At 65.2% G+C, this 18,468-nt stretch carries 18 protein-coding genes and 1 other RNA gene; 8 read left to right on the forward strand and 11 right to left on the reverse strand.

Translation table 11 applies throughout. The annotated features are described in order from the left end of the window. Nucleotides 1-31 precede the first annotated feature (31 nt). Nucleotides 32-1,903, forward strand: coding sequence for a M1 family metallopeptidase (locus P1IM2_RS06495; protein WP_186401857.1), 1,872 nt, complete (start codon nt 32-34; stop codon nt 1,901-1,903). Here the strand turns inward: P1IM2_RS06495 and P1IM2_RS06500 are convergent. From P1IM2_RS06500 to P1IM2_RS06515, 4 genes are all read right to left on the reverse strand, one after another. After that, nucleotides 1,900-3,273: an efflux transporter outer membrane subunit gene (locus P1IM2_RS06500; protein ID WP_186401858.1), complete on the reverse strand. Its 1,374-nt coding sequence runs from the start codon at nt 3,271-3,273 to the stop codon at nt 1,900-1,902. The genes P1IM2_RS06495 and P1IM2_RS06500 overlap by 4 nt on opposite strands. Beyond that, nucleotides 3,270-4,457 (reverse strand): HlyD family secretion protein, encoded by a 1,188-nt coding sequence (locus P1IM2_RS06505; RefSeq protein ID WP_186401859.1) that lies wholly within the window; start codon nt 4,455-4,457, stop codon nt 3,270-3,272. The genes P1IM2_RS06500 and P1IM2_RS06505 overlap by 4 nt, the downstream gene beginning before the upstream one ends. Next, nucleotides 4,454-6,136, reverse strand: a complete 1,683-nt coding sequence (locus P1IM2_RS06510; protein WP_186401860.1) for an MFS transporter — start codon at nt 6,134-6,136, stop codon at nt 4,454-4,456. Before P1IM2_RS06510 ends, P1IM2_RS06505 begins: the two co-directional genes overlap by 4 nt. 186 nt (nt 6,137-6,322) lie before the next feature. Continuing rightward, entirely contained in the window at nt 6,323-6,940 is a 618-nt protein-coding gene (locus P1IM2_RS06515; RefSeq protein WP_186401861.1) for a cation transporter, read from the reverse strand. A 107-nt stretch (nt 6,941-7,047) separates the two neighbouring features. Here P1IM2_RS06515 and P1IM2_RS06520 point away from each other — a divergent pair, with 107 nt between their 5' ends. After that, complete coding sequence (locus tag P1IM2_RS06520) at nt 7,048-7,458, forward strand: MerR family transcriptional regulator (protein WP_062902086.1); 411 nt, start codon at nt 7,048-7,050, stop codon at nt 7,456-7,458. Nucleotides 7,459-7,548: 90 nt separating this feature from the next. On the opposite strand, the gene ssrA is transcribed toward P1IM2_RS06520, so the two are convergent. Together ssrA and mscL are read right to left on the reverse strand one after the other, a co-directional pair. Then, nucleotides 7,549-7,907, reverse strand: a transfer-messenger RNA (tmRNA) gene (gene ssrA, locus P1IM2_RS06525). A 58-nt stretch (nt 7,908-7,965) separates the two neighbouring features. Then, nucleotides 7,966-8,388: a large conductance mechanosensitive channel protein MscL gene (gene mscL / locus P1IM2_RS06530; protein ID WP_003047324.1), complete on the reverse strand. Its 423-nt coding sequence runs from the start codon at nt 8,386-8,388 to the stop codon at nt 7,966-7,968. A gap of 118 nt (nt 8,389-8,506) precedes the next feature. On the opposite strand from mscL, the gene P1IM2_RS06535 reads away from it, so the two are divergent. The 4 genes from P1IM2_RS06535 to P1IM2_RS06550 are packed head-to-tail and all read left to right on the forward strand — an operon-like array spanning nt 8,507 to nt 11,220. Beyond that, nucleotides 8,507-9,109, forward strand: a complete 603-nt coding sequence (locus P1IM2_RS06535; RefSeq protein ID WP_003047327.1) for a LemA family protein — start codon at nt 8,507-8,509, stop codon at nt 9,107-9,109. 58 nt (nt 9,110-9,167) lie between these two features. After that, the gene (locus tag P1IM2_RS06540; RefSeq protein WP_186401862.1) at nt 9,168-9,950 is read left to right on the forward strand and encodes a TPM domain-containing protein; all 783 of its coding nucleotides are present in this window, start codon (nt 9,168-9,170) and stop codon (nt 9,948-9,950) included. A 12-nt stretch (nt 9,951-9,962) separates the two neighbouring features. After that, entirely contained in the window at nt 9,963-10,643 is a 681-nt protein-coding gene (locus tag P1IM2_RS06545) for a TPM domain-containing protein (protein ID WP_186401863.1), read from the forward strand. A 28-nt stretch (nt 10,644-10,671) separates the two neighbouring features. Further along, on the forward strand, nt 10,672-11,220 hold the full coding sequence (locus P1IM2_RS06550; protein WP_186401864.1) for an NUDIX hydrolase: 549 nt from the start codon (nt 10,672-10,674) through the stop codon (nt 11,218-11,220). Nucleotides 11,221-11,223: 3 nt separating this feature from the next. On the opposite strand, the gene P1IM2_RS06555 is transcribed toward P1IM2_RS06550, so the two are convergent. The 5 genes from P1IM2_RS06555 to carA all read right to left on the reverse strand — a co-directional run bounded on the left by P1IM2_RS06555 (nt 11,224) and on the right by carA (nt 17,328). Beyond that, nucleotides 11,224-11,859, reverse strand: a complete 636-nt coding sequence (locus P1IM2_RS06555; protein WP_186401865.1) for a rhomboid family intramembrane serine protease — start codon at nt 11,857-11,859, stop codon at nt 11,224-11,226. Nucleotides 11,860-11,872: 13 nt separating this feature from the next. Next, on the reverse strand, nt 11,873-12,349 hold the full coding sequence (gene greA, locus P1IM2_RS06560; RefSeq protein WP_003047342.1) for a transcription elongation factor GreA: 477 nt from the start codon (nt 12,347-12,349) through the stop codon (nt 11,873-11,875). A gap of 97 nt (nt 12,350-12,446) precedes the next feature. Beyond that, the gene (carB, locus tag P1IM2_RS06565; protein ID WP_186401866.1) at nt 12,447-15,767 is read right to left on the reverse strand and encodes a carbamoyl-phosphate synthase large subunit; all 3,321 of its coding nucleotides are present in this window, start codon (nt 15,765-15,767) and stop codon (nt 12,447-12,449) included. Next, a complete protein-coding gene (locus tag P1IM2_RS06570; protein WP_186401867.1) occupies nt 15,767-16,039 on the reverse strand; it encodes a hypothetical protein in 273 nt (90 codons plus the stop codon). The genes carB and P1IM2_RS06570 overlap by 1 nt, the downstream gene beginning before the upstream one ends. Before the next feature lie 29 nt (nt 16,040-16,068). Then, on the reverse strand, nt 16,069-17,328 hold the full coding sequence (carA, locus tag P1IM2_RS06575) for a glutamine-hydrolyzing carbamoyl-phosphate synthase small subunit (protein WP_186401868.1): 1,260 nt from the start codon (nt 17,326-17,328) through the stop codon (nt 16,069-16,071). Between the two features lie 131 nt (nt 17,329-17,459). On the opposite strand from carA, the gene P1IM2_RS06580 reads away from it, so the two are divergent. Next, the gene (locus P1IM2_RS06580) at nt 17,460-17,912 is read left to right on the forward strand and encodes a GatB/YqeY domain-containing protein (protein WP_186401869.1); all 453 of its coding nucleotides are present in this window, start codon (nt 17,460-17,462) and stop codon (nt 17,910-17,912) included. A gap of 113 nt (nt 17,913-18,025) precedes the next feature. Then, nucleotides 18,026-18,418, forward strand: a complete 393-nt coding sequence (locus P1IM2_RS06585; protein WP_186401870.1) for an endonuclease domain-containing protein — start codon at nt 18,026-18,028, stop codon at nt 18,416-18,418. The last annotated feature ends 50 nt before the right edge of the window (nt 18,419-18,468 follow it).

Consider the following 18,468-nt stretch of genomic DNA (forward strand, 5'->3'; position numbering starts at 1 on the left):
TTTCGTGCGCCGCCGCCTACGCCGCCTTCCCATGCGTATGATCCTGCTCGCCGCCGCGCTGCTCGCCGGCGCCTCGCCCCTCGCCGCACAGACGGCGACCGCCCCTGCCCCCATATTGACGACGCCCGAGGCGAAGGACGTGTGGACCCACGCCGATCCCGAGATCGCCCGCGTCACCCATGTGTCGCTGAACCTCGATGTCGATTTCGCGACCCGCACGCTGGGCGGCACCGCGACGCTCGATCTGCTCACCGCCAAGAATGCGCAGGCGATCGTTCTTGATGCCGACAATCTGGCGATTTCTTCGGTCACCGATGCAAATGGCAAGCCGCTCAAATGGGCGGTCGGCGATACCGATCCCGAACTCGGTTCGGCGCTGACGGTCGAACTCGATGGCGCGCAGCGCATCGTCCTGGCCTATCGCAGCCGGCCGGGAGCCAATGCGCTACAATGGCTACCGCCCGAAATGACTGCGGGCAAAACCAAGCCCTATCTGTTCAGCCAAGGCCAGGCGATCCTCAACCGGAGCTGGATTCCGACGCAGGACAGCCCCGGTATCCGTCAGACATGGGATGCGACGCTGACCGTTCCGGGCGATCTCGTCGCAGTGATGAGCGGCGAGAAGCTGAGCGGCGACAAGGGCGAAGCGCTGCCCGACGGTCGCCGCCGTTTTCGCTTTCGCATGGACAAGCCGGTGCCGCCCTATCTGATCGCTTTCGCGGTCGGCGACCTTAAATTCCACTCGCTCGGCCCACGCTCGGGCGTGTGGACCGAAGCGACGATGCTCGACGCCGCGGCGCGCGAATTCGGCGATGTCGAAAAGATGATCGACGCGGCCTCGGCGCTCTATGGCCCTTATCGCTGGGGCCGCTACGACATGCTCGTCCTGCCGCCCTCCTTTCCCTATGGCGGCATGGAAAACCCGATGCTGACCTTTCTCACGCCGACGATCATCACCGGCGACCGGTCGAACACCGACGTCGTCGCGCACGAACTGGCGCATAGCTGGTCGGGCAACCTCGTCACCAATGCGACCTGGTCCGACAGTTGGCTCAACGAAGGCTTCACCACCTATTTCGAGAACCGGATCATGGAGGCGCTCTACGGCAAGGAGCGCGCAGCGATGTATGCCGATCTCGACTGGGACAATATGATGCGCGACATCGACGCCAATGGCGGCCAGACCGGCGCCAAGACCCGGCTGCACGGTGCACCCGGCGACGGCACGCTCGATTATACCAAGGGAGCCAACTTCCTGCGCATGATCGAAACGACGGTCGGCCGCGCGCGCTGGGACGCCTATCTCAAATCCTATTTCGACCGCCATGCCTTTCAGCCGCAAACGACCGCGGGTTTCCTGACCGATCTGCGCGAAAATCTGCTGAAGGGCGACCCGGCGCTCGAACTGTCGCTGCAACTCGACCGCTGGTCCTATGCCGCGGGCCTGCCCGACAATGCGGTGCACCACAAGAGCGCGACGCTGGCCGCGGTCGATGCCAAGCTTGTCGCCTTTAACGCCGGCGGTCCGGCGCGCGCCATCGCGCCCGAAGGATGGACGACGCAGCAATGGCTGCGTTTCCTGAACGGCATCCCGCGGACGCAGAGCGCGGCGCGGCTCAAGGAACTCGACGAAACGCTGGGTCTGTCGGCGTCAACCAACGCCTATGTCCGTTCAGCCTGGCTCGAGCTTGCCATCGCCAACCGCTACGAACCCGCGCTACCGTCATTGCGTCAGTTCGCGGGCACCGTCGGGCGCGGTCTGCTGATCCGGCCGCTCTACACCGGGCTGAAGCGTCAGGGCGCGTGGGGCGATGCGATCGCGCGCGACCTGTTCGCCCGCTCGCGCGCCACCTATCACCCCGCGGTGGCATCGGGGATCGAGAAGATCCTCGCTGGCGACTAAGCCGCCGGGGCGCCGCCGCCGAGCGCCTGATAGAGGGCGACATAAGCGTTCAGGCGGTCGGCGCGGAGCTGGATCAGCGCGAGATCGACGCCGAGCAGCGACCGCTGCGCGTCGAGCTGTTCCAGATAGGGCGAATAGCCCGCGCGATAGCGGTTGGTCGCGTGCCGCAGCGCATCGGCCACCGCCGCGCGCTGCGCCATCAGCGCCTGTTCCTGCGCGTTGAGCCGGTCGATCACCGCCAGCTGGTCCTCCACCTCCCGAAAGGCGGTGAGCACCGTCTTGCGATAGGCGAAAGCCGCCTGATCACGCTGCGCGGTCGCGGCGTCGAACTGGCCTTGCAGCCGTCCGCCCGAAAAGATCGGCGCCAATATGCTGCCGCCGACCGACCAGATGCTGATCGGATCGCCCAGCGCCGAAGAGATCACCGCCCCGGCCGATGCCGCCAATCGGACTTGCGGCAGGAATTGCGCCCGCGCGGCGCGCAGATTGGCGTCGGTCGCCGCCAGCGCATATTCGGCCTGCGCGATGTCGGGCCGCCGCCGCACCAGTTCCGACGGCAGCACCGCAGGCACCGGCGGCACCGCGAGCGCGGCAAAACCGTCGCCGCGCGCGATTGCATGCGGCGTATCGCCGACGAGCAGCGACAGGCCGTTTTCCTGCCGCGCGATTGCCGCCTCGATCGCCGGGATCTGCTGCGCCGTCGCCTGATATTCGGCCTCGGCCTGTCGCAGTTCGAGCTGCGAGGTATAGCCGGCCTCGGCGCGGCTGCGCGCGAGCCGTAGCGCCTCCGACCGCGAGGTCAGCGTCTCGGCGAGCAACTGCCGCCGCGCATCGAGCGCGAGCAGCGTGATGTAGCCGCTCGCCGCCGCCGCACTGACCGACAGCGTTGCCGCCTCGCGCGCCGCCGCAATCGCCGCCGCATTGGCCCGCGCCGCCTCGCGCGTCGCGGCATTGCGGCCGAACAGGTCGACCTCGTAGCTCGCCTGGAACACCGGCTGCGCGGTGAAGCTTTCGGTTGGCTGGCCGAAGGCGTTGACGCTGCGCGCCTCGGCCCCCTGCCCGCTCAGCGACAGGTTCGGCAGCAGCAGCGAGCGTGCGACGCGCTCTTGAGCCCGCGCTTCGGCAACGCGCGCCGCCGCGATGGCAAGGTCGCTGTTGTTCGCGCGCGCCTGTTCGACCAACTCGGTCAGCCGCGCGTCGCCAAATGCCGACCACCAGCGGCTGTCGATCGCCGCACCGTCCGTCGGCAGCGCAGTGCGCCAGTCGGCGGGCGGTGCAACCGCGCTCGCGGTTGGCGGCGGCGTCAGCGCGGGTGCGCAGCCCGCCAACGCCAGCGCCAGACCGGCAAGCGACAGGGCGGACCGCCTCATTCGCCGCGTCCGGTATGAACCGTCGCCACCACCGACATGCCGGGACCGAGCCGCTCCGCAAGTTTCTGCTTCGGGTCGATGCGGATGCGCACGGCAATCCGCTGCGGCACCTTGACGAAATTGCCCGATCCGGTGTCGGGTTTGATGATGCTGAACTCGCTGCCCGCCGCGGGGGCGATATTTTCAACGACACCCTTCAGCTCGGCGCCGCCCAGCGCATCGACGCGCAGCGTCGCGCGCTGGCCGATGCGGATATTCGCGGTCTGCGCTTCCTTGAAATTGGCGACCACCCAATGCTTCTCGGGCACGAGATACATGAGCTGGGTGCCCGGGCTGACGAGCTGGCCGACGCGCACCGACACTTCGCTCAGCTTGCCCGCGCGCGGGGCGCGAACGATCGTGTTCTGAAGATCGATGTCGGCCAGACCGCGCGCCGCCTTTGCATTGGCCACCCCGGCCTCCAGCCCGCCGCGCCCGACGCTCACCGATCGCACCTGCTCCTCGGCGATCGCGCGCTGCGCCTCGGCCTGCCGCACCGCTGCTTCGGCCTGGCGGAGCCCCGCGAGCGTCTGGTCACGTTCGCGGATCGACACTGATCCTTCGCCGACCAGATCGTTGACGCGCCGCATATCGGCCTGGGCACGGGCGAGCTGCGCGCGGGCGTTGGCGACCGCCGCCTCCTGCGCCTTCACCTGCGCCTCGGCCGAGCGCCTGCTCTGCGCGCTATTGTCGAGCGAGGCGGTCTGCGCGGCAATATTGGCGCTGCCCTGCGCAACGCGCTGGCGGTAGATGCGGTCGTCGATCCGCACCAGTTCCTGCCCCGCCGCGACAGTCTGGAAATCCTGCACCAGCACCGCGGTCACATAGCCGCCGACCTGCGGCGCGATGAACGTCGTCTGGCCGCGCACATAGGCATTGTCGGTCGTCTGGCTGTTTGCACGGAAGGGGGGCAGTCCCCAGGCGTAGAGAGTGGCGAGCGCGCCGACGAGGATGATCGCGCTGAACAGGATGATCCGTCCGCGCGAACGCGGCGGCGCCCAGCCCTCGGCCGGCGCGTCGGCGGGCGGTCCCGCCGGGGTCGGATCGGCAGCAGCCGGTGCGGGGGTCGGCATCGGGCCCGGCGTCGGAGCTGGTGCCGGCGTTTCGGGCGCGGGCGGCGCGCCTTCCTGTTTGTCGTCGCTCATTGATTTTGCGCCCTCAGTTTCTGCAAGACTTCAAGTTCCTGTGCCAATGGATTGATTCCGCGACGTCGATCATAAACCCAGCGCGCGAACATCGCGATGAAGGCGATCGCCGACAGGCTGCCGATCACGACGAACACGTCGTTGAATGCCAGGATCGTCGCTTCGCGCGCCGCCTCGCGCACCACCTGCCCCGCGGCGGTCGCGCTGCGCAGCGCCGGGTCGGCGATGCTGCCGGTCAGGCTCGCCGCAATCGCGTTGATGCCCTGCGCCAGTTCGGGGTTGGTCGTCGACAGGCTTTGCCCCAGCGTCATCAGATGCGCCTTGGTACGCAGCGTGTGAAAGGCCGATAGCGCCGCGACCCCGGCAAGCCCGCCGATCGTCTGCGACAGGCTGAACACCGCCAGAAAGCTGACCATATAGGCAGGGCCGCGCGAAATGGCACGCAGCAGCCCTTCGAGCAGCAATGGACCCATCACATAGACTGCGGCAAAGGCGATCGCGCCTTGCGAGAAATACAGGTTCACCGGCCCGGTGCGCAGACCCGAATGGGTGTCGAGGAACGCGCCGACGGTGATGACGGCAAGCGCGACGAGGATCGGCCGCCGCAGGTCGGTCGGGTCGAGCCGCGCGATCGACAGCACCGCCCCCATCAGCGTCGCGAACGACAGCACCGCATAATAGGTGACAAGCTGATCGTTGACGAGGCCGGTGGCGGACAGCAGCCCACTCGCCCCGAAATTCTGTTCGGACGTCAGCACGCGGACGAGTGCGCCGGTCAGCGCAAATTTAATGAGGTTGCGACTGCCGATCCAGCGCGTGTGGAGCATTGGATTTCGCCGGTAATGTTCGATCAGGAAGGCGGTGCCGATCAACACCACCGACGCCGCCAGCGCGCCGCCGAGCCACGGCGTCGACCACCAGATGATGCGCCCCTGCACCATAAAGGCGCAGAGCAGCCCGACGCCGACTGCCAGGATCGGAAAGGTGATAAGGTCGAGTTTTTCGAACGAGCGGATCGTTTCGCCCGGCGGGAGCTGCAATATGTTGACCGCGCCGACCGCGACGAGCGAGAGCGCGAATTGCAGCACGAACAGATTGCCGATGTCCCCGTCGGCGAGCAACAGCGGCGATATGGCGCGCGCGAGCGGAATCGCCACCTGTCCCAGCCCGATGCCGAGCAGGAAGCCCGCAATCCGCATCTTCGCCGGCAAGCCTTGCATCATGTAGAAGGCAGCAAGCGTCGTCAGCCCGCTCGCGGCGATCCCCGACACGCCGCGCGCCATGAGCTCCATGCGGTAACCGGCATCGAAAAGCTGGACGAAATTGGCAATCAGGAGCGCGATCATCGTCGCGCGCACGAAACGCTGAATGCCGAATTGCTGGCGCGACTTGTAGAGCAGGATGCTCATGCACGCATTGGTCATATTATAGGAAACGGTGACCCAGCCCGCATCTGCGGGCGTCAGGTCGAGATGCCCCTGCAGCACCGTCAAATTGGCGATGAGCAGGCCATTCTGGAAACCGCCGACGATCGCAAGATACAGGCCAATGACGAAATAACCGACCTTGCGCCCGACGGGATGGTCAGGCGACGCGGGCGACCCCGGCATGATCGGGCGTTCGTGCGGCTTGAACACATAGGCGCCGCCGGCTGCCGCGGGCGCTGCGGGATCAGCCACGCGCGTGCCTCCATCCTGCGCGCGGCCGCCTGCACGCGCGCGCCGGGCCGAAGTGCAAGGCGCCCCTGATCCGCATCCTGTGCGCCACAATATGCTCCTGACCGGCGAAGGCAAAGCGGGGAAATGCTTTGCCGCCGGTTCGGTTCCGCGCGGCGCATACGAATGGTGCCTGTCTGGCGATGCGCGTCAGTCGGCGGCGAGATCGCGGCGCGCGTGGCGGAAGACTTCGGCGCTGCCCCATATGGCAAGCAGCGCCATGATCGCGGCCACCAAAAGGTCGGGCCAGCCCTGCCCGGTGCCGAACACGCCGAGCGCCGCCGCCATCACCGCCAGATTGCCGATCGCATCGTTGCGCGAGCATATCCACACCGAGCGCATATTGGCGTCGCCGGTCCGGTAGCGATAGAGCATCAGCGCGACCGCGACATTGGCGGCGAGCGCGACGACGCCGATCATCCCCATCGTTTCGGCATGCGGCGCGCTGCCGCCGATGAAGCCCCAGATCGTCGACGCCAATATCCACAGCCCGAACCCCAGCATCGTCGCAGCCTTCAGCATCGCCGCGCGTGCGCGCCATGCGATCGCCATGCCGGCGACCGTCAGGCTGATCGCATAATTGGCGCTGTCGCCCAGAAAATCGAGCGCATCGGCCTGCAGCGCGCGCGAATCGGCTGCGACGCCCGCGACGATTTCGACGAGGAACATGGCCCCGTTGATCAGCAGCGCGATCCACAGGATGCGCCGCCACTTGGGGTCGTTCAGCGCGGTCGCTCCGCTTTTTCCAGCGCAGCATTGATCGGCCATCGCCTGCATCTCCTTCCGTCTTGGCCGCCGCAGGAATTGCCGGGCGGCCGCTTGGTTCTTCGAGTCGGCCTCCTATATGCACCCTGTAGCAACTACAGGGTCAAGCGATGAAGATCGGCGAACTGTCGCGTGCCACTGGCACCAACATCGAAACCATCCGCTATTACGAGCGGATCGGCCTCCTCCCCGCCCCGGCGCGGACCGATGCAAATTACCGCAGCTATGACGACGCGCATCGCGCGCGGCTGCGCTTCGTGCGCCACTCGCGCGAACTGGGCTTCACGATCGAGGAAATCCGCTCGCTGCTCGACCTCTCCGATCATCCCGAGCGCGACTGCACCGACGCCGATCGCATCGCGTCCGCGCATCTGGAACAGGTCGAGGCGAAGATCGCGCAGCTTTCGGCGCTGCGCGATGAATTGACCCGCATCGTCGGCCGCTGCCGCGGCGGCTTGGCCGGCGATTGCCGGGTGATCGAGGCGCTGGGCGATCATGGTCAATGCGACGGCGCGCATTGACGAGACGCCGTCGCAGGGGCGACGCGAGAGGCGGCAGCTGAAAAAGGGAAAGGTGGGACGATTCTGTTGCCCGGCTCGTCCCCAGCCGCTGGTATCCGATTCTGTTGCCCGGTTCGGTCCGAACCGCGTTCTATTTGTCTAACCTTAGGCCGTGAGGCTTATCGGTTAGGCAGCAAGAGCGAGTGCTTCGTTATCGTTAGCACCTATTGGTTTTGAGCCTTTAACGGGTTACTCAGCCCGGAAGAAAACATCGTCTTTGAACACACGTCGATCCTGGTTCGGCCCCGTCAGAAGCCCGCGCACCCCTTCGAAAAGGACGCGGGCTTGTGGTGGAGCCGCCGGGTACTGCCCCCGGGTCCGCTGTGTCTATTCCACGACACCATTTATCCTCATAGCCGGTCGAAACCGGCCCTTCCCATATAGGAAGCCCGCCCGCACTTTGGAAGAGCGCAGGCGGGCCTTTCGTCCTGAATCGACACCGGACCCACGCCGACGCGCGATGAAATGCTATTTCTTGCGCAGTTCGTCGCGGATTTCGGTAAGCAGATCGACCTCGCTCGGCCCCGCGGGCGCTTCGGCCGGCGCTTCCTTGCGCACCACCTTGTTCACTGCGCGCACGAGCAGGAAGATGATCCATGCCAAAATCAGGAAGTTGATCACCGCGGTGATGAAGGCACCATAGCCGATCATCGCGACGCCCGCCTTTTTCAAGGCGGCATAGTCGGTCGCGGCGATGCCATCGGGAATGCTGCCGAGCAGGATGAACTTGCTCGAAAAATCGACCCCGCCGAACAGCCAGCCGACGAGGGGCATGATGACGTCCTCGGTCAGCGATCCGGTGATCGTCGCGAACGCGCCGCCGATGATGACGCCGACCGCCAGATCGATGACATTGCCGCGCGCGATAAATTCCTTGAACTCGTTCAGCATCTTATTGCTCCCCGAACTGCTGATCCTGCCGTCATGGTGGTGCGCCGGTCATTGCGCAAAAGCAAGGGGCATCCTATTATGTGTATTGTTGCGGCAAAACGCCGCCTGAGGGAGCCTGATGACCATGTCCTATCGTTCCGCCCGCTGGCTGATTGTTCCGGCTGCCGCGATGAGCCTGTCGGCCTGCGGCATCAACAGCGTTCCGACCAAGGAAGAAGCCGCGAAGGCCAAATGGGCCAATGTCGAAGCCGCCTATCAGCGCCGCGCCGACCTGATCCCCAACCTCGTCGAAACCGCCAAGGGTGCCGCGAAGATCGAGCAATCGACGCTCGAAGGCGTCATCCAGGCGCGCGCATCGGCGACGCAGGTGAAGCTGAGCACCGACGACTTGGAAGACCCCGCGAAGGTTCAGGCCTTCCAGCAGGCGCAGGGCAATGTGTCGAGCGCACTCGGCCGCCTGCTCGTTACGGTCGAACAATATCCCGAGCTCAAGAGCCAGGCGCGCTTTGCCGACCTGATGACCCAGCTCGAGGGAACCGAAAACCGCATCAACGTAACGATCCAGGACTATAACGCCGCGGTGCAGGACTATAACACGACGATCCGCACCTTCCCCGACATCATCGGCGCCAAGATCGTCCACGGCGCCAAGCCGATGACCCCCTATAAGGCGGTCGATCCCAACGCGAACGTCGCGCCCAAGGTCGACTTCGGTCAATAAGGTGGGCCTGATCGCCCAGCTTCGTTACATAGCAACGGCGGCCCTCTCTGGGCTGCTGTTGCTGACGGCTGCGCCCGCGGCGGCGCAGGATTTCCCCAAGCTCAGCGGGCGCGTCGTCGATCAGGCGGATATCATTCCGGCGGCCGAGGAAGCCAATCTGACCGTCCAGCTCGAACAGCTGGAAAAGACCACGGGGCATCAGCTCGTCGTTGCGACGGTGAACAGCCTCGATGGCAATGACATCAGCGACTATGGCTACAAGCTCGGCCGCGCGTGGGGCATCGGCGGCAAGGAGAATAACGACGGCGTCGTCTTTCTGATCGCCCCCAACGAACGGCGGATGAACATTTCTGTCGGCTATGGGCTTGAACCCGTGCTGACCGATGCGCTGTCGGGCCGGATCATCCGCGACGTGGTGACGCCCAAATTCAAGGCCGGCGACATGCCCGGCGGCATCCAGGACGGCGTGAATGCAATCGCCGAGCAGATCCAGCTGCCGCCGGAGGAAGCCGCGGCGCGCGCCGCGTCGGCGGCGAAGGCCGAGCGCGACCGCGCCGACAATGGCAATATCGGCGGGCTGATCTTCGTGGCCTTCATCATCTTCTTCTTTTTCATCCTGCCGATGCTCGGCGCCTTCGGGCGCCGCGGACGGCGGCATCGCAAGCATCGCCCATGGGGCGGCGCCCCGATTATCATCTGGGGTGACAATGACTGGGGCGGCGGTTCGGGTGGCGGCTGGGGCGGTGGTTCCTGGGGCGGCGGGGGCGGCTTCGGCGGCGGAGGCGGCTTTTCGGGCGGCGGCGGCAGCTTCGGCGGCGGCGGTGCCTCGGGCGGCTGGTAAGGGGGACGCGCAATGAAAGTCAGCCATGTCAGCGAAGCCGATCACGCTATCGTGACCGCCGCGGTCGCCGAGGCCGAACGGCACACCGATGGCGAGATCGTCACGGTGATCGCCGCGCAGTCGAACGATTATGACGATGTCGCGCTCGTCTGGGCGAGCGTCATCGCCTTTATCGCCATGTCGGTGATCGCGCTTTTTCCCGATTTCTATCAGGGTCTCTACTACCGGCTGAGCGGCGGCTGGGGGCATGAACTGACGGCCAATCAATGGCTCGGCACCGTCATCGCGGTCGGGGTGCTCAAATGGATCGGCGTCTGGCTGGTCCTGCTGTGGCGCCCGCTGCGCCTGTGGCTGACGCCGCGCGCGATCCTCGCCGCGCGCGTCCGCGCCCGCGCCATCGACCTGTTCAAGGTCGGGACCGAGGCGAAGACGATGGGCCGCACCGGCATCCTGCTCTATGTTAGCCTGCGCGAACATCGCGCCGACATCGTCGCCGACGAAGCGATCGCCGCCAAGGTCGCGCCCTCGATATGGGGTGAAGCGATGGAAGCGCTGATCGACGAGGTGCGCGCCGGTCGTCCGGGCCATGGCATGGCCGAGGCGGTCCGCCGCATGGGTATCGTGCTGGCCGAACATTTCCCGAAGAGCGACGGCAACCCCAACGAGCTGCCCGACCGGCTGATCGAGCTTTGATCCTTACCCTTTCGCCGACGGAGACGATATGACCCGCCCCGCAGCCGGCACGCCCGTCGAAACGCGCTGGGAAGGCCGCTTCATCACGGTGAAACAGCAAGGCAATTGGGAATATGTGTCGCGGTCGCGCGGCATTCACGCCGCGGTGATCCTGGCGATCGACGAGGACGCCGACGGGCGGCACATCCTGCTGGTCGAACAATATCGCGTCCCGCTCGGCAAATATTGCCTCGAACTGCCCGCGGGGCTTGTCGGGGACGACAGCGCGGGCGAGGCGCCCGAGATTGCCGCGGTGCGCGAACTCGAAGAGGAAACGGGCTACCGCGCGACCGAGTGGCTGACCGTCGGCGAATTCTACAGTTCGCCGGGCATGGTCAGTGAAAGCTTCACCCTGCTCCGCGCGACCGGGCTGACCAAGGTCGGCGAAGGCGGCGGCGTCGATGGCGAGGACATTGCGGTCCACCGCGTCCCGCTGCGCGAAATCGCCGCCTTTATCGCCGCAAAGCGCGCCGAAGGCTGCGGTATCGACGTGCGCGTCGCGATGCTGCTCGCGGGCGGGCTGCTCGCGCTGTCCTGACGGTCAGCGCGCGCCGAAGCGCCAGCGCAGCAACGGCCGTGCGAGCAATATCCCCGCGAGGAAGCCGCCGACATGTGCCCAGATCGCGACGAGGCCGAATCCTGCGCCGCCCGCAAAGCCGATTAGGACCTGCACCCCGATCCATGCTGCCGCCAGCCACAGTGCGCGCACCCAATGCGCCGGAATCGGTCCCAGCGCCTGCGTCTCGGAGCGACTGAAAATCAGCGCGAACACCGCGATCAGCGCCGAAATCGCGCCCGAGGCGCCGATCATCGGCACCGGCGATTGCGGATCGGCCAGATATTGCGCGAAGGCCCCCGCATAGGCGCCGGCGACGAGCAATACCGCCATCGCCTTCGTCCCCAGCGGCGCTTCGAGCTGGCGGCCGATGAACAGCAAGACGACCAGATTGAACACCAGGTGGAGGATTCCGCCGTGCAGAAAGGCGGAGGTCAACGGGGTGAGCGCGAAGGGCACGAAAAAGCCCGGCGCCGCAATCGGCTCCATCGCAAAGCGCGCGGGAATGAAACCCGCGCGCACGATCGCCTCGACCTGATAGCCGCTGATCGACAGCAGGATGAAGATCACCGCGCATAGCACGGAAACTCCCGTGACCAGCGGTGCGTCCTGCGGTTTCATTTCGGCACGATCGTCAGATGAATTCGATCTTCGTGACGAGATAATATTTGTCGCCCGCCGGAACGGTGACTTCGATCTCGTCATCGACCTTGCGGCCGATCAGCGCGCGCCCGAGCGGCGAATTATAGCTGATCTTGCCCACCTTGGCGTCGGCCTCGGCCTGCCCCACGATCTGATATTTGACCGGCTTGTCGTCCTCGTCGGCGAGCGTCACCGTCGCACCGAATACGATGCGGTCACCCGACAGCGTCGTCGGGTCGATGACCTGCGCACGCGACAGCTTGTCCTCCAGATCGCCGATGGTCGCTTCGACCTGGCCCTGGCGTTCCTTCGCGGCGTGATATTCGGCATTTTCCGAAAGGTCGCCATGCGCGCGCGCTTCCTCGATCGCATCGACGATGAGGGGGCGTTCGGCTTTGAGAGTGGCGAGCTGTGCGCTCAGCTTCTCATAGCCTTCCTGCAGCATCGGAACCTTTTCAACGCTTGCCATTATCCTGTTGTCCTTCGTCAATAATCCACCGCCAGCGAAACTTCGCCGGGGCGGCTGAGCCGCTGTTTCCGTCAATGTAGGGAGATGAAGCGGTCCCTCAATAATAGTCCTGAAGCGGCTTTACTTCAAGAGAGTGCGAGCGCAGCGCGCCAATCGCATGGGTTGCGGCATCGCTGCCCGCCGCCGTCGTATAATAGGCGACGTCGGCCGCGAGCGCCGAGGCCCGGATCGACTGCGAGTCCTGAAGCGACTGCCAACCCTCGGTCGTGTTGAAGATCAGCTGCACATCGCCGTCCTTGATCCGGTCGACGATGTGCGGGCGCCCTTCGGCGACCTTGTTCACCCGTTCGACGTCGATACCCTGCCCCGCCAGATAGTCGGCGGTGCCGCCGGTCGCGATCACCTGCCACCCCCAGGCGGCGAGCTGCTTCACCGACGCGACGATGCGCGGCTTGTCGCTGTCCTTCACCGACACGAACAGCCGCCCGTCGGTCGGCAGGCGGTCGCCCGCGCCGAGCTGTGCCTTGGCAAAGGCGAGATTGAAATCGCTATCGATTCCCATGACTTCGCCGGTGGACTTCATTTCAGGCGACAATACCGGATCGGTGCCGGGGAAGCGCGCGAAGGGGAAAACCGCTTCCTTGACCGCGACATGGTCGATGTCGCGATTGATCTTCGGCAGATCGACCAGCTTCTCGCCCGCCATCACTCGCGCCGCGATCTTGGCGATCGGCGAACCCACCGCCTTGGCGACGAAGGGCACGGTGCGGCTCGCGCGCGGGTTGACCTCGATTAGGTAGACCTCGCCATCCTTCACCGCATATTGCACGTTCATCAGCCCGCGGACGTTGAGGGCGCGCGCCAGCGCGTCGGTCTGCCGCTCGATCTCGGCGACGATGTCGGCGGGCAGGCTGTACGGCGGGATCGAACAGGCGCTGTCGCCCGAATGGACGCCCGCTTCCTCGATATGCTGGAGCACCCCGGCCACCACGACATCGGTGCCGTCGCACAGCGCATCGACATCGACCTCGATCGCATCGCGCAGATAGCGATCGATCAGCACGGGCGAATCGCCCGACACCTGAACCGCGGTCTCGATGTAATTTTCGAGCTGCGCCTGATCGTCGACGATCTCCATCGCGCGGCCGCCGAGCACATAGGAGGGGCGCGTGAGCACCGGGTAACCGATGCGCGCCGCAACCGCGACGGCTTCTTCGCGGCTGCGCGCGATGCCGTTCTCGGGCTGCTTGAGGCCCAGCTTGTTGACCAGCGCCGCAAAGCGTTCGCGGTCTTCGGCGAGGTCGATCGCGTCGGGTGAGGTGCCGAGGATCGGGATGCCCGCTTCCTCGAGCGCCTGCGCGAGCTTGAGCGGCGTCTGGCCGCCGAACTGGACGATCACGCCCACAAGCTCGCCCTTCGACTGCTCGACGTGCAATATTTCGAGCACATCCTCGGCGGTCAGCGGTTCGAAATAGAGGCGGTCGGACGTGTCATAGTCGGTCGATACCGTTTCGGGGTTGCAGTTGACCATGATCGTTTCATAGCCCGCCTCCTCAAGCGCGAAGCAGGCGTGGCAGCAGCAATAATCGAACTCGATCCCCTGCCCGATCCGGTTCGGCCCGCCGCCGAGAATGACGATCTTCTTGCGGTCCGACGGGTTCGCCTCATTCTCGGGCTCGCCGAAGGTCGGGGCTTCATAGGTCGAATAGAGATAGGGCGTTTTGGCGGCGAATTCGGCGGCGCAGGTGTCGATGGTCTTGAACACCGGCCGCACGCCGAGCTTGTGGCGCAGCGCGCGCACCTCGCCTTCGGTGACGCCGCCGGTCATCGCCTTTACGGCCTCATGGATCAGCCCGCTGCCGCGCGCCGCCGCCGCGCCGGTGCCGGGCCGCAGATGCGCCGACTGCAGCGCCAGATAGGCGAGCCTTTTGTCCGAAAAGCCCAACGCCTTCAGCCGGCGGAGCCCCTCGGCATCGCGTGGCAGACCATTTTCGAGCACGCTGTTCTCGGCCTCGACAATCTCTGCGATGCGATCGAGGAACCACATGTCATAGCCCGCGATGCGGTTGATCTCGGCGAGCGATACGCCCTCGCGGATCGCCTGCGCCGCGATCAGCAGCCGGTCGGGGGTGCGCTGCGCCAGTTCGCTCTTCAATTGGTCGTGGCTCGCGCCGACCAGCCGGTCGACGAAATTGAAGCCCGACAATCCGGTCTCCAGCCCGCGCAACGCTTTCTGCATCGATTCATGGATCGTGCGGCCGATCGCCATCACCTCGCCGACCGACTTCATCGCCGTCGACAGCAAGGGCTCGGCGCCCTTGAACTTTTCGAAGGCAAAGCGCGGGATCTTGGTGACGACATAGTCGATCGTCGGCTCGAACGACGCCGGAGTTACGCCCGTGATGTCGTTCATGATCTCGTCGAGCGTGTAGCCGACCGCGAGCTTCGCCGCGACCTTGGCGATCGGGAAGCCCGTCGCCTTCGACGCGAGCGCCGACGATCGCGACACGCGCGGGTTCATCTCGATCACGATCAGGCGGCCGTCCTTCGGATTGACCGCGAACTGCACGTTCGACCCGCCGGTTTCGACCCCGATCTCGCGCAGCACCGCGATGCTCGCGTTGCGCATGATCTGATATTCCTTGTCGGTCAGCGTCAGCGCGGGGGCGACGGTGATGCTGTCGCCGGTATGCACACCCATCGGATCGACATTTTCGATCGAGCAGATGATGATGCAATTGTCCTTGCGGTCGCGCACCACCTCCATCTCATATTCTTTCCAGCCGAGGAGCGATTCCTCGATCAGGACTTCGGTGGTCGGCGAGGCGATCAGGCCGCCGCGAACGATATGCTCGAACTCCTCGCGGTTGTACGCGATGCCGCCGCCGGTGCCGCCCATGGTGAAGCTGGGGCGGATGATCGAGGGCAGGCCGGTGCGTTCGAGCACCGCAAACGCCTCGTCGAGCGTGTGCGCAATGCCCGAGCGCGCACTTTCCAGCCCGATCTTGTCCATCGCGTCGCGGAACTTGATCCGGTCCTCGGCCTTGTCGATCGCCTCGGCATCGGCGCCGATCATCTCGACACCATATTTGGTCAAGGTGCCGTCGTTGAACAGCGCCAGCGCGGTGTTCAGAGCGGTCTGCCCGCCCATCGTCGGCAGCACCGCATCCGGGCGCTCCTTTTCGATGATCTTCGCGACGATCTCAGGCGTAATAGGCTCCACGTACGTGGCGTCGGCCAGCTCGGGATCGGTCATGATCGTCGCCGGGTTGGAGTTGACGAGGACGATGCGATAGCCCTCCTCCTTCAGCGCCTTGATCGCCTGCGTCCCCGAATAGTCGAACTCGCACGCCTGACCGATAACGATCGGGCCGGCGCCAATGACGAGGATGGATTGGATGTCGGTTCTTTTGGGCATTATTTCTGTTCTTCTGCTGCGTATGCTTCGTTGCCAACGAAGCCGAGTTTGATGTGGTCCGCGAATTCAGGCTTCTTCAGCTCTCGAAACACGCAATCGATCGTTTCGTATTTTGCATCCGGCGTCGGCATCACTGCGACCAAGTTATCGCTATCGAGTTTTAACGTGCCCGGCTTTGCGCCGCATTGTGTCTCCACACGTGCCAGCCCCGCCTTCAATCTTTCCGCGTCGGAATCTGTGGGGCTGGCCGCGCATCCCGCCAATGTCAGCATAAGCGTGATTGCCGAAACGGCGCGAGCAATCACTTCAACCCACCCACAAACTTCTCGAACAGATAGAAGCTGTCCTGCGGCCCCGGGCTCGCCTCGGGGTGATATTGCACGCTGAACGCCTGCTTGCCCGTGATCGCGATGCCGCAGTTCGATCCGTCGAACAGGCTCTTGTGCGTTTCGACCACGCCCGCGGGCAGCGTCGCGGCATCGACCGCGAAGCCGTGGTTCATGCTCGTGATCTCGACCACGCCGTCGGCGAAGTCGCCGCCGACGCGCTGCACCGGATGGTTCGCGCCGCGGTGACCCTGATGCATCTTGATGGTCTTGGCCCCCGCCGCGATGGCGAGCATCTGGTGGCCAAGGCAGATGCCGAAGATCGGCACACCCCGTTCGAGCAGCCCCTGGATCACCGGCACCGCATATTCGCCGGTCGCCGCGGGGTCGCCGGGGCCGTTCGACAGGAAAACGCCCGCGGGCTGGTGGCTCAGCACCTCGTCGAGCGTCGCGGTCGCGGGGACCACTGTGACGCGCGCGCCGGCCTTCACGAGGTTGCGGAAGATATTGTCCTTCGCGCCATAATCGATCGCGACGACATGGGGCCTGCTATCCCCCTCCCGCTCGCGGGAGGGGTTAGGGGTGGGCATGTTCTCAGATGCCGGTGCAGACGTCGGCCCACCCCCGGCTCCTCCCGCTTGCAGGAGGGGAGAAGCGTACCCCTTGCCCAGCGTCCAAGTCCCCGCATCCCAATCACCCGTATCCGTGCGGCTGACATCCTTCGCCAGGTCCATGCCCTCCAGCCCCGGCCAACCGCGCGCCATCGCCAGCAGCGCGTCGATGTCGAATTTGCCGTCGGGGCTGTGCGCGATCACGCCATTGGGGGCGCCCGCATCGCGGATACGGCGGGTCAGCGCGCGCGTGTCGATGCCGGCCAGCCCGATCAGGCCCTGTTCGGCCATCCATTCGGGCAGCGTCTGGACGCTGCGGAAATTGCTCGGCGCGGTCGGCAGTTCGCGGGTGATGCAGCCGATGGCCGCCCGTGCGCTGCGCTCGATATCCTCGGGATTGGCGCCGACATTGCCGATGTGCGGAAAGGTGAACGTGATGATCTGCCCGGCATAGCTCGGGTCGGTCAGTATCTCCTGATATCCGGTCATCGCGGTGTTGAAACAGATTTCGCCGACACCCGCCCCGGCGGCGCCATAGCCCACGCCCCAAAGGATCGTGCCATCGGCAAGAACGAGGACGCCGGTCGCTCCAGAAGGCGCGGCGGATGGATTGGCTGGTGCCATTTAAACTGCTCCGGACGGGGGGCTAAACGGCCGACCAAGTAGGCGGCAAAAAAGTGATTCACAAGCTATCGGATTTGGAATCTTCCCGCTAGAGAGGCTCTTTCCGAAATTTGCAGCACATGGGGACACGCATGATTCGCGATGACATCAAGGCTGCGCAGGTTGCCGCGATGAAGGCCGGCGACAAGGCGCGTTTGGGCACCATCCGGCTGATGCTGGCCAAGATCAAGGACCGCGACATCGAACTGCGCACCGGCACGGCGCCGGCCGACGACGATGTGCTCGTCACCGACGTCCTCCAGAAGATGGTCAAGCAGCGCCGCGAATCGATCGCCATGTACGAACAGGGCGGCCGCCAGGAACTTGCCGACGCCGAAGCCGCCGAGGTCGTGGTGATCGAGGATTTCCTGCCCGCCCAGCTCTCCGAAACCGACGCCGCCGCCGCAATCCGCGCGATCGTCGCCGAACTCGGCGCGACCAGCGTCAAGGACATGGGCAAGGTGATGGCGGCGGTGAAAGACCGCCACGGCAGCCAGCTCGACATGAGCAAGGCAAGCGGATGGGTGAAGGCGGCGCTGAGCTGATTTGAAACAGGCCCGCCCCTGGCCCCTCCCGCAAATGGGGGGGGACTGTGGCGGCAAACCTGTCTCTCCCCTCCCGCTTGCGGGAGGGGTCGGGGGTGGGCATACGCCCTGTGATGGATGGACAGTTTCAGCCCCGCGACACGCCACGCGCAAAGCAATTGCGTAAAGCGGCAACGCCAGCGGAGCGCATATTGTGGCGCTGCCTATCGGGCCGAAAGCTCGGCGGCTGGAAATTCAGCCGACAGATGCCGGTCGGCCCTTATTTCGTCGACTTCCTTTGCCGCGAGGCGAACTTGATCATCGAACTTGATGGATATTCGCACGACATGCGCCAAGCCTATGGCCAGCGTCGGGATCATTGGCTTGCCGAAAACCGGTTTCGAGTCCTTCATTTCACGAACGATGACGTGATGGCAAACATCGAAGGCGTTGTGCGTAAAATTGAGCGCACTCTTGCCCTGCTGCCCACCCCTAACCCCTCCCGCAAGCGGGAGGGGAACAAGTGAAACCGGGCGTAGTCCTTCTCCCCTCCCGCTTGCGGGAGGGGTCGGGGGTG

The organism is Sphingopyxis sp. P1IMeth2 (genome assembly GCF_900185685.1).
In the GTDB taxonomy this organism is placed as follows: Bacteria; Pseudomonadota; Alphaproteobacteria; order Sphingomonadales; family Sphingomonadaceae; genus Sphingopyxis; species Sphingopyxis terrae_A.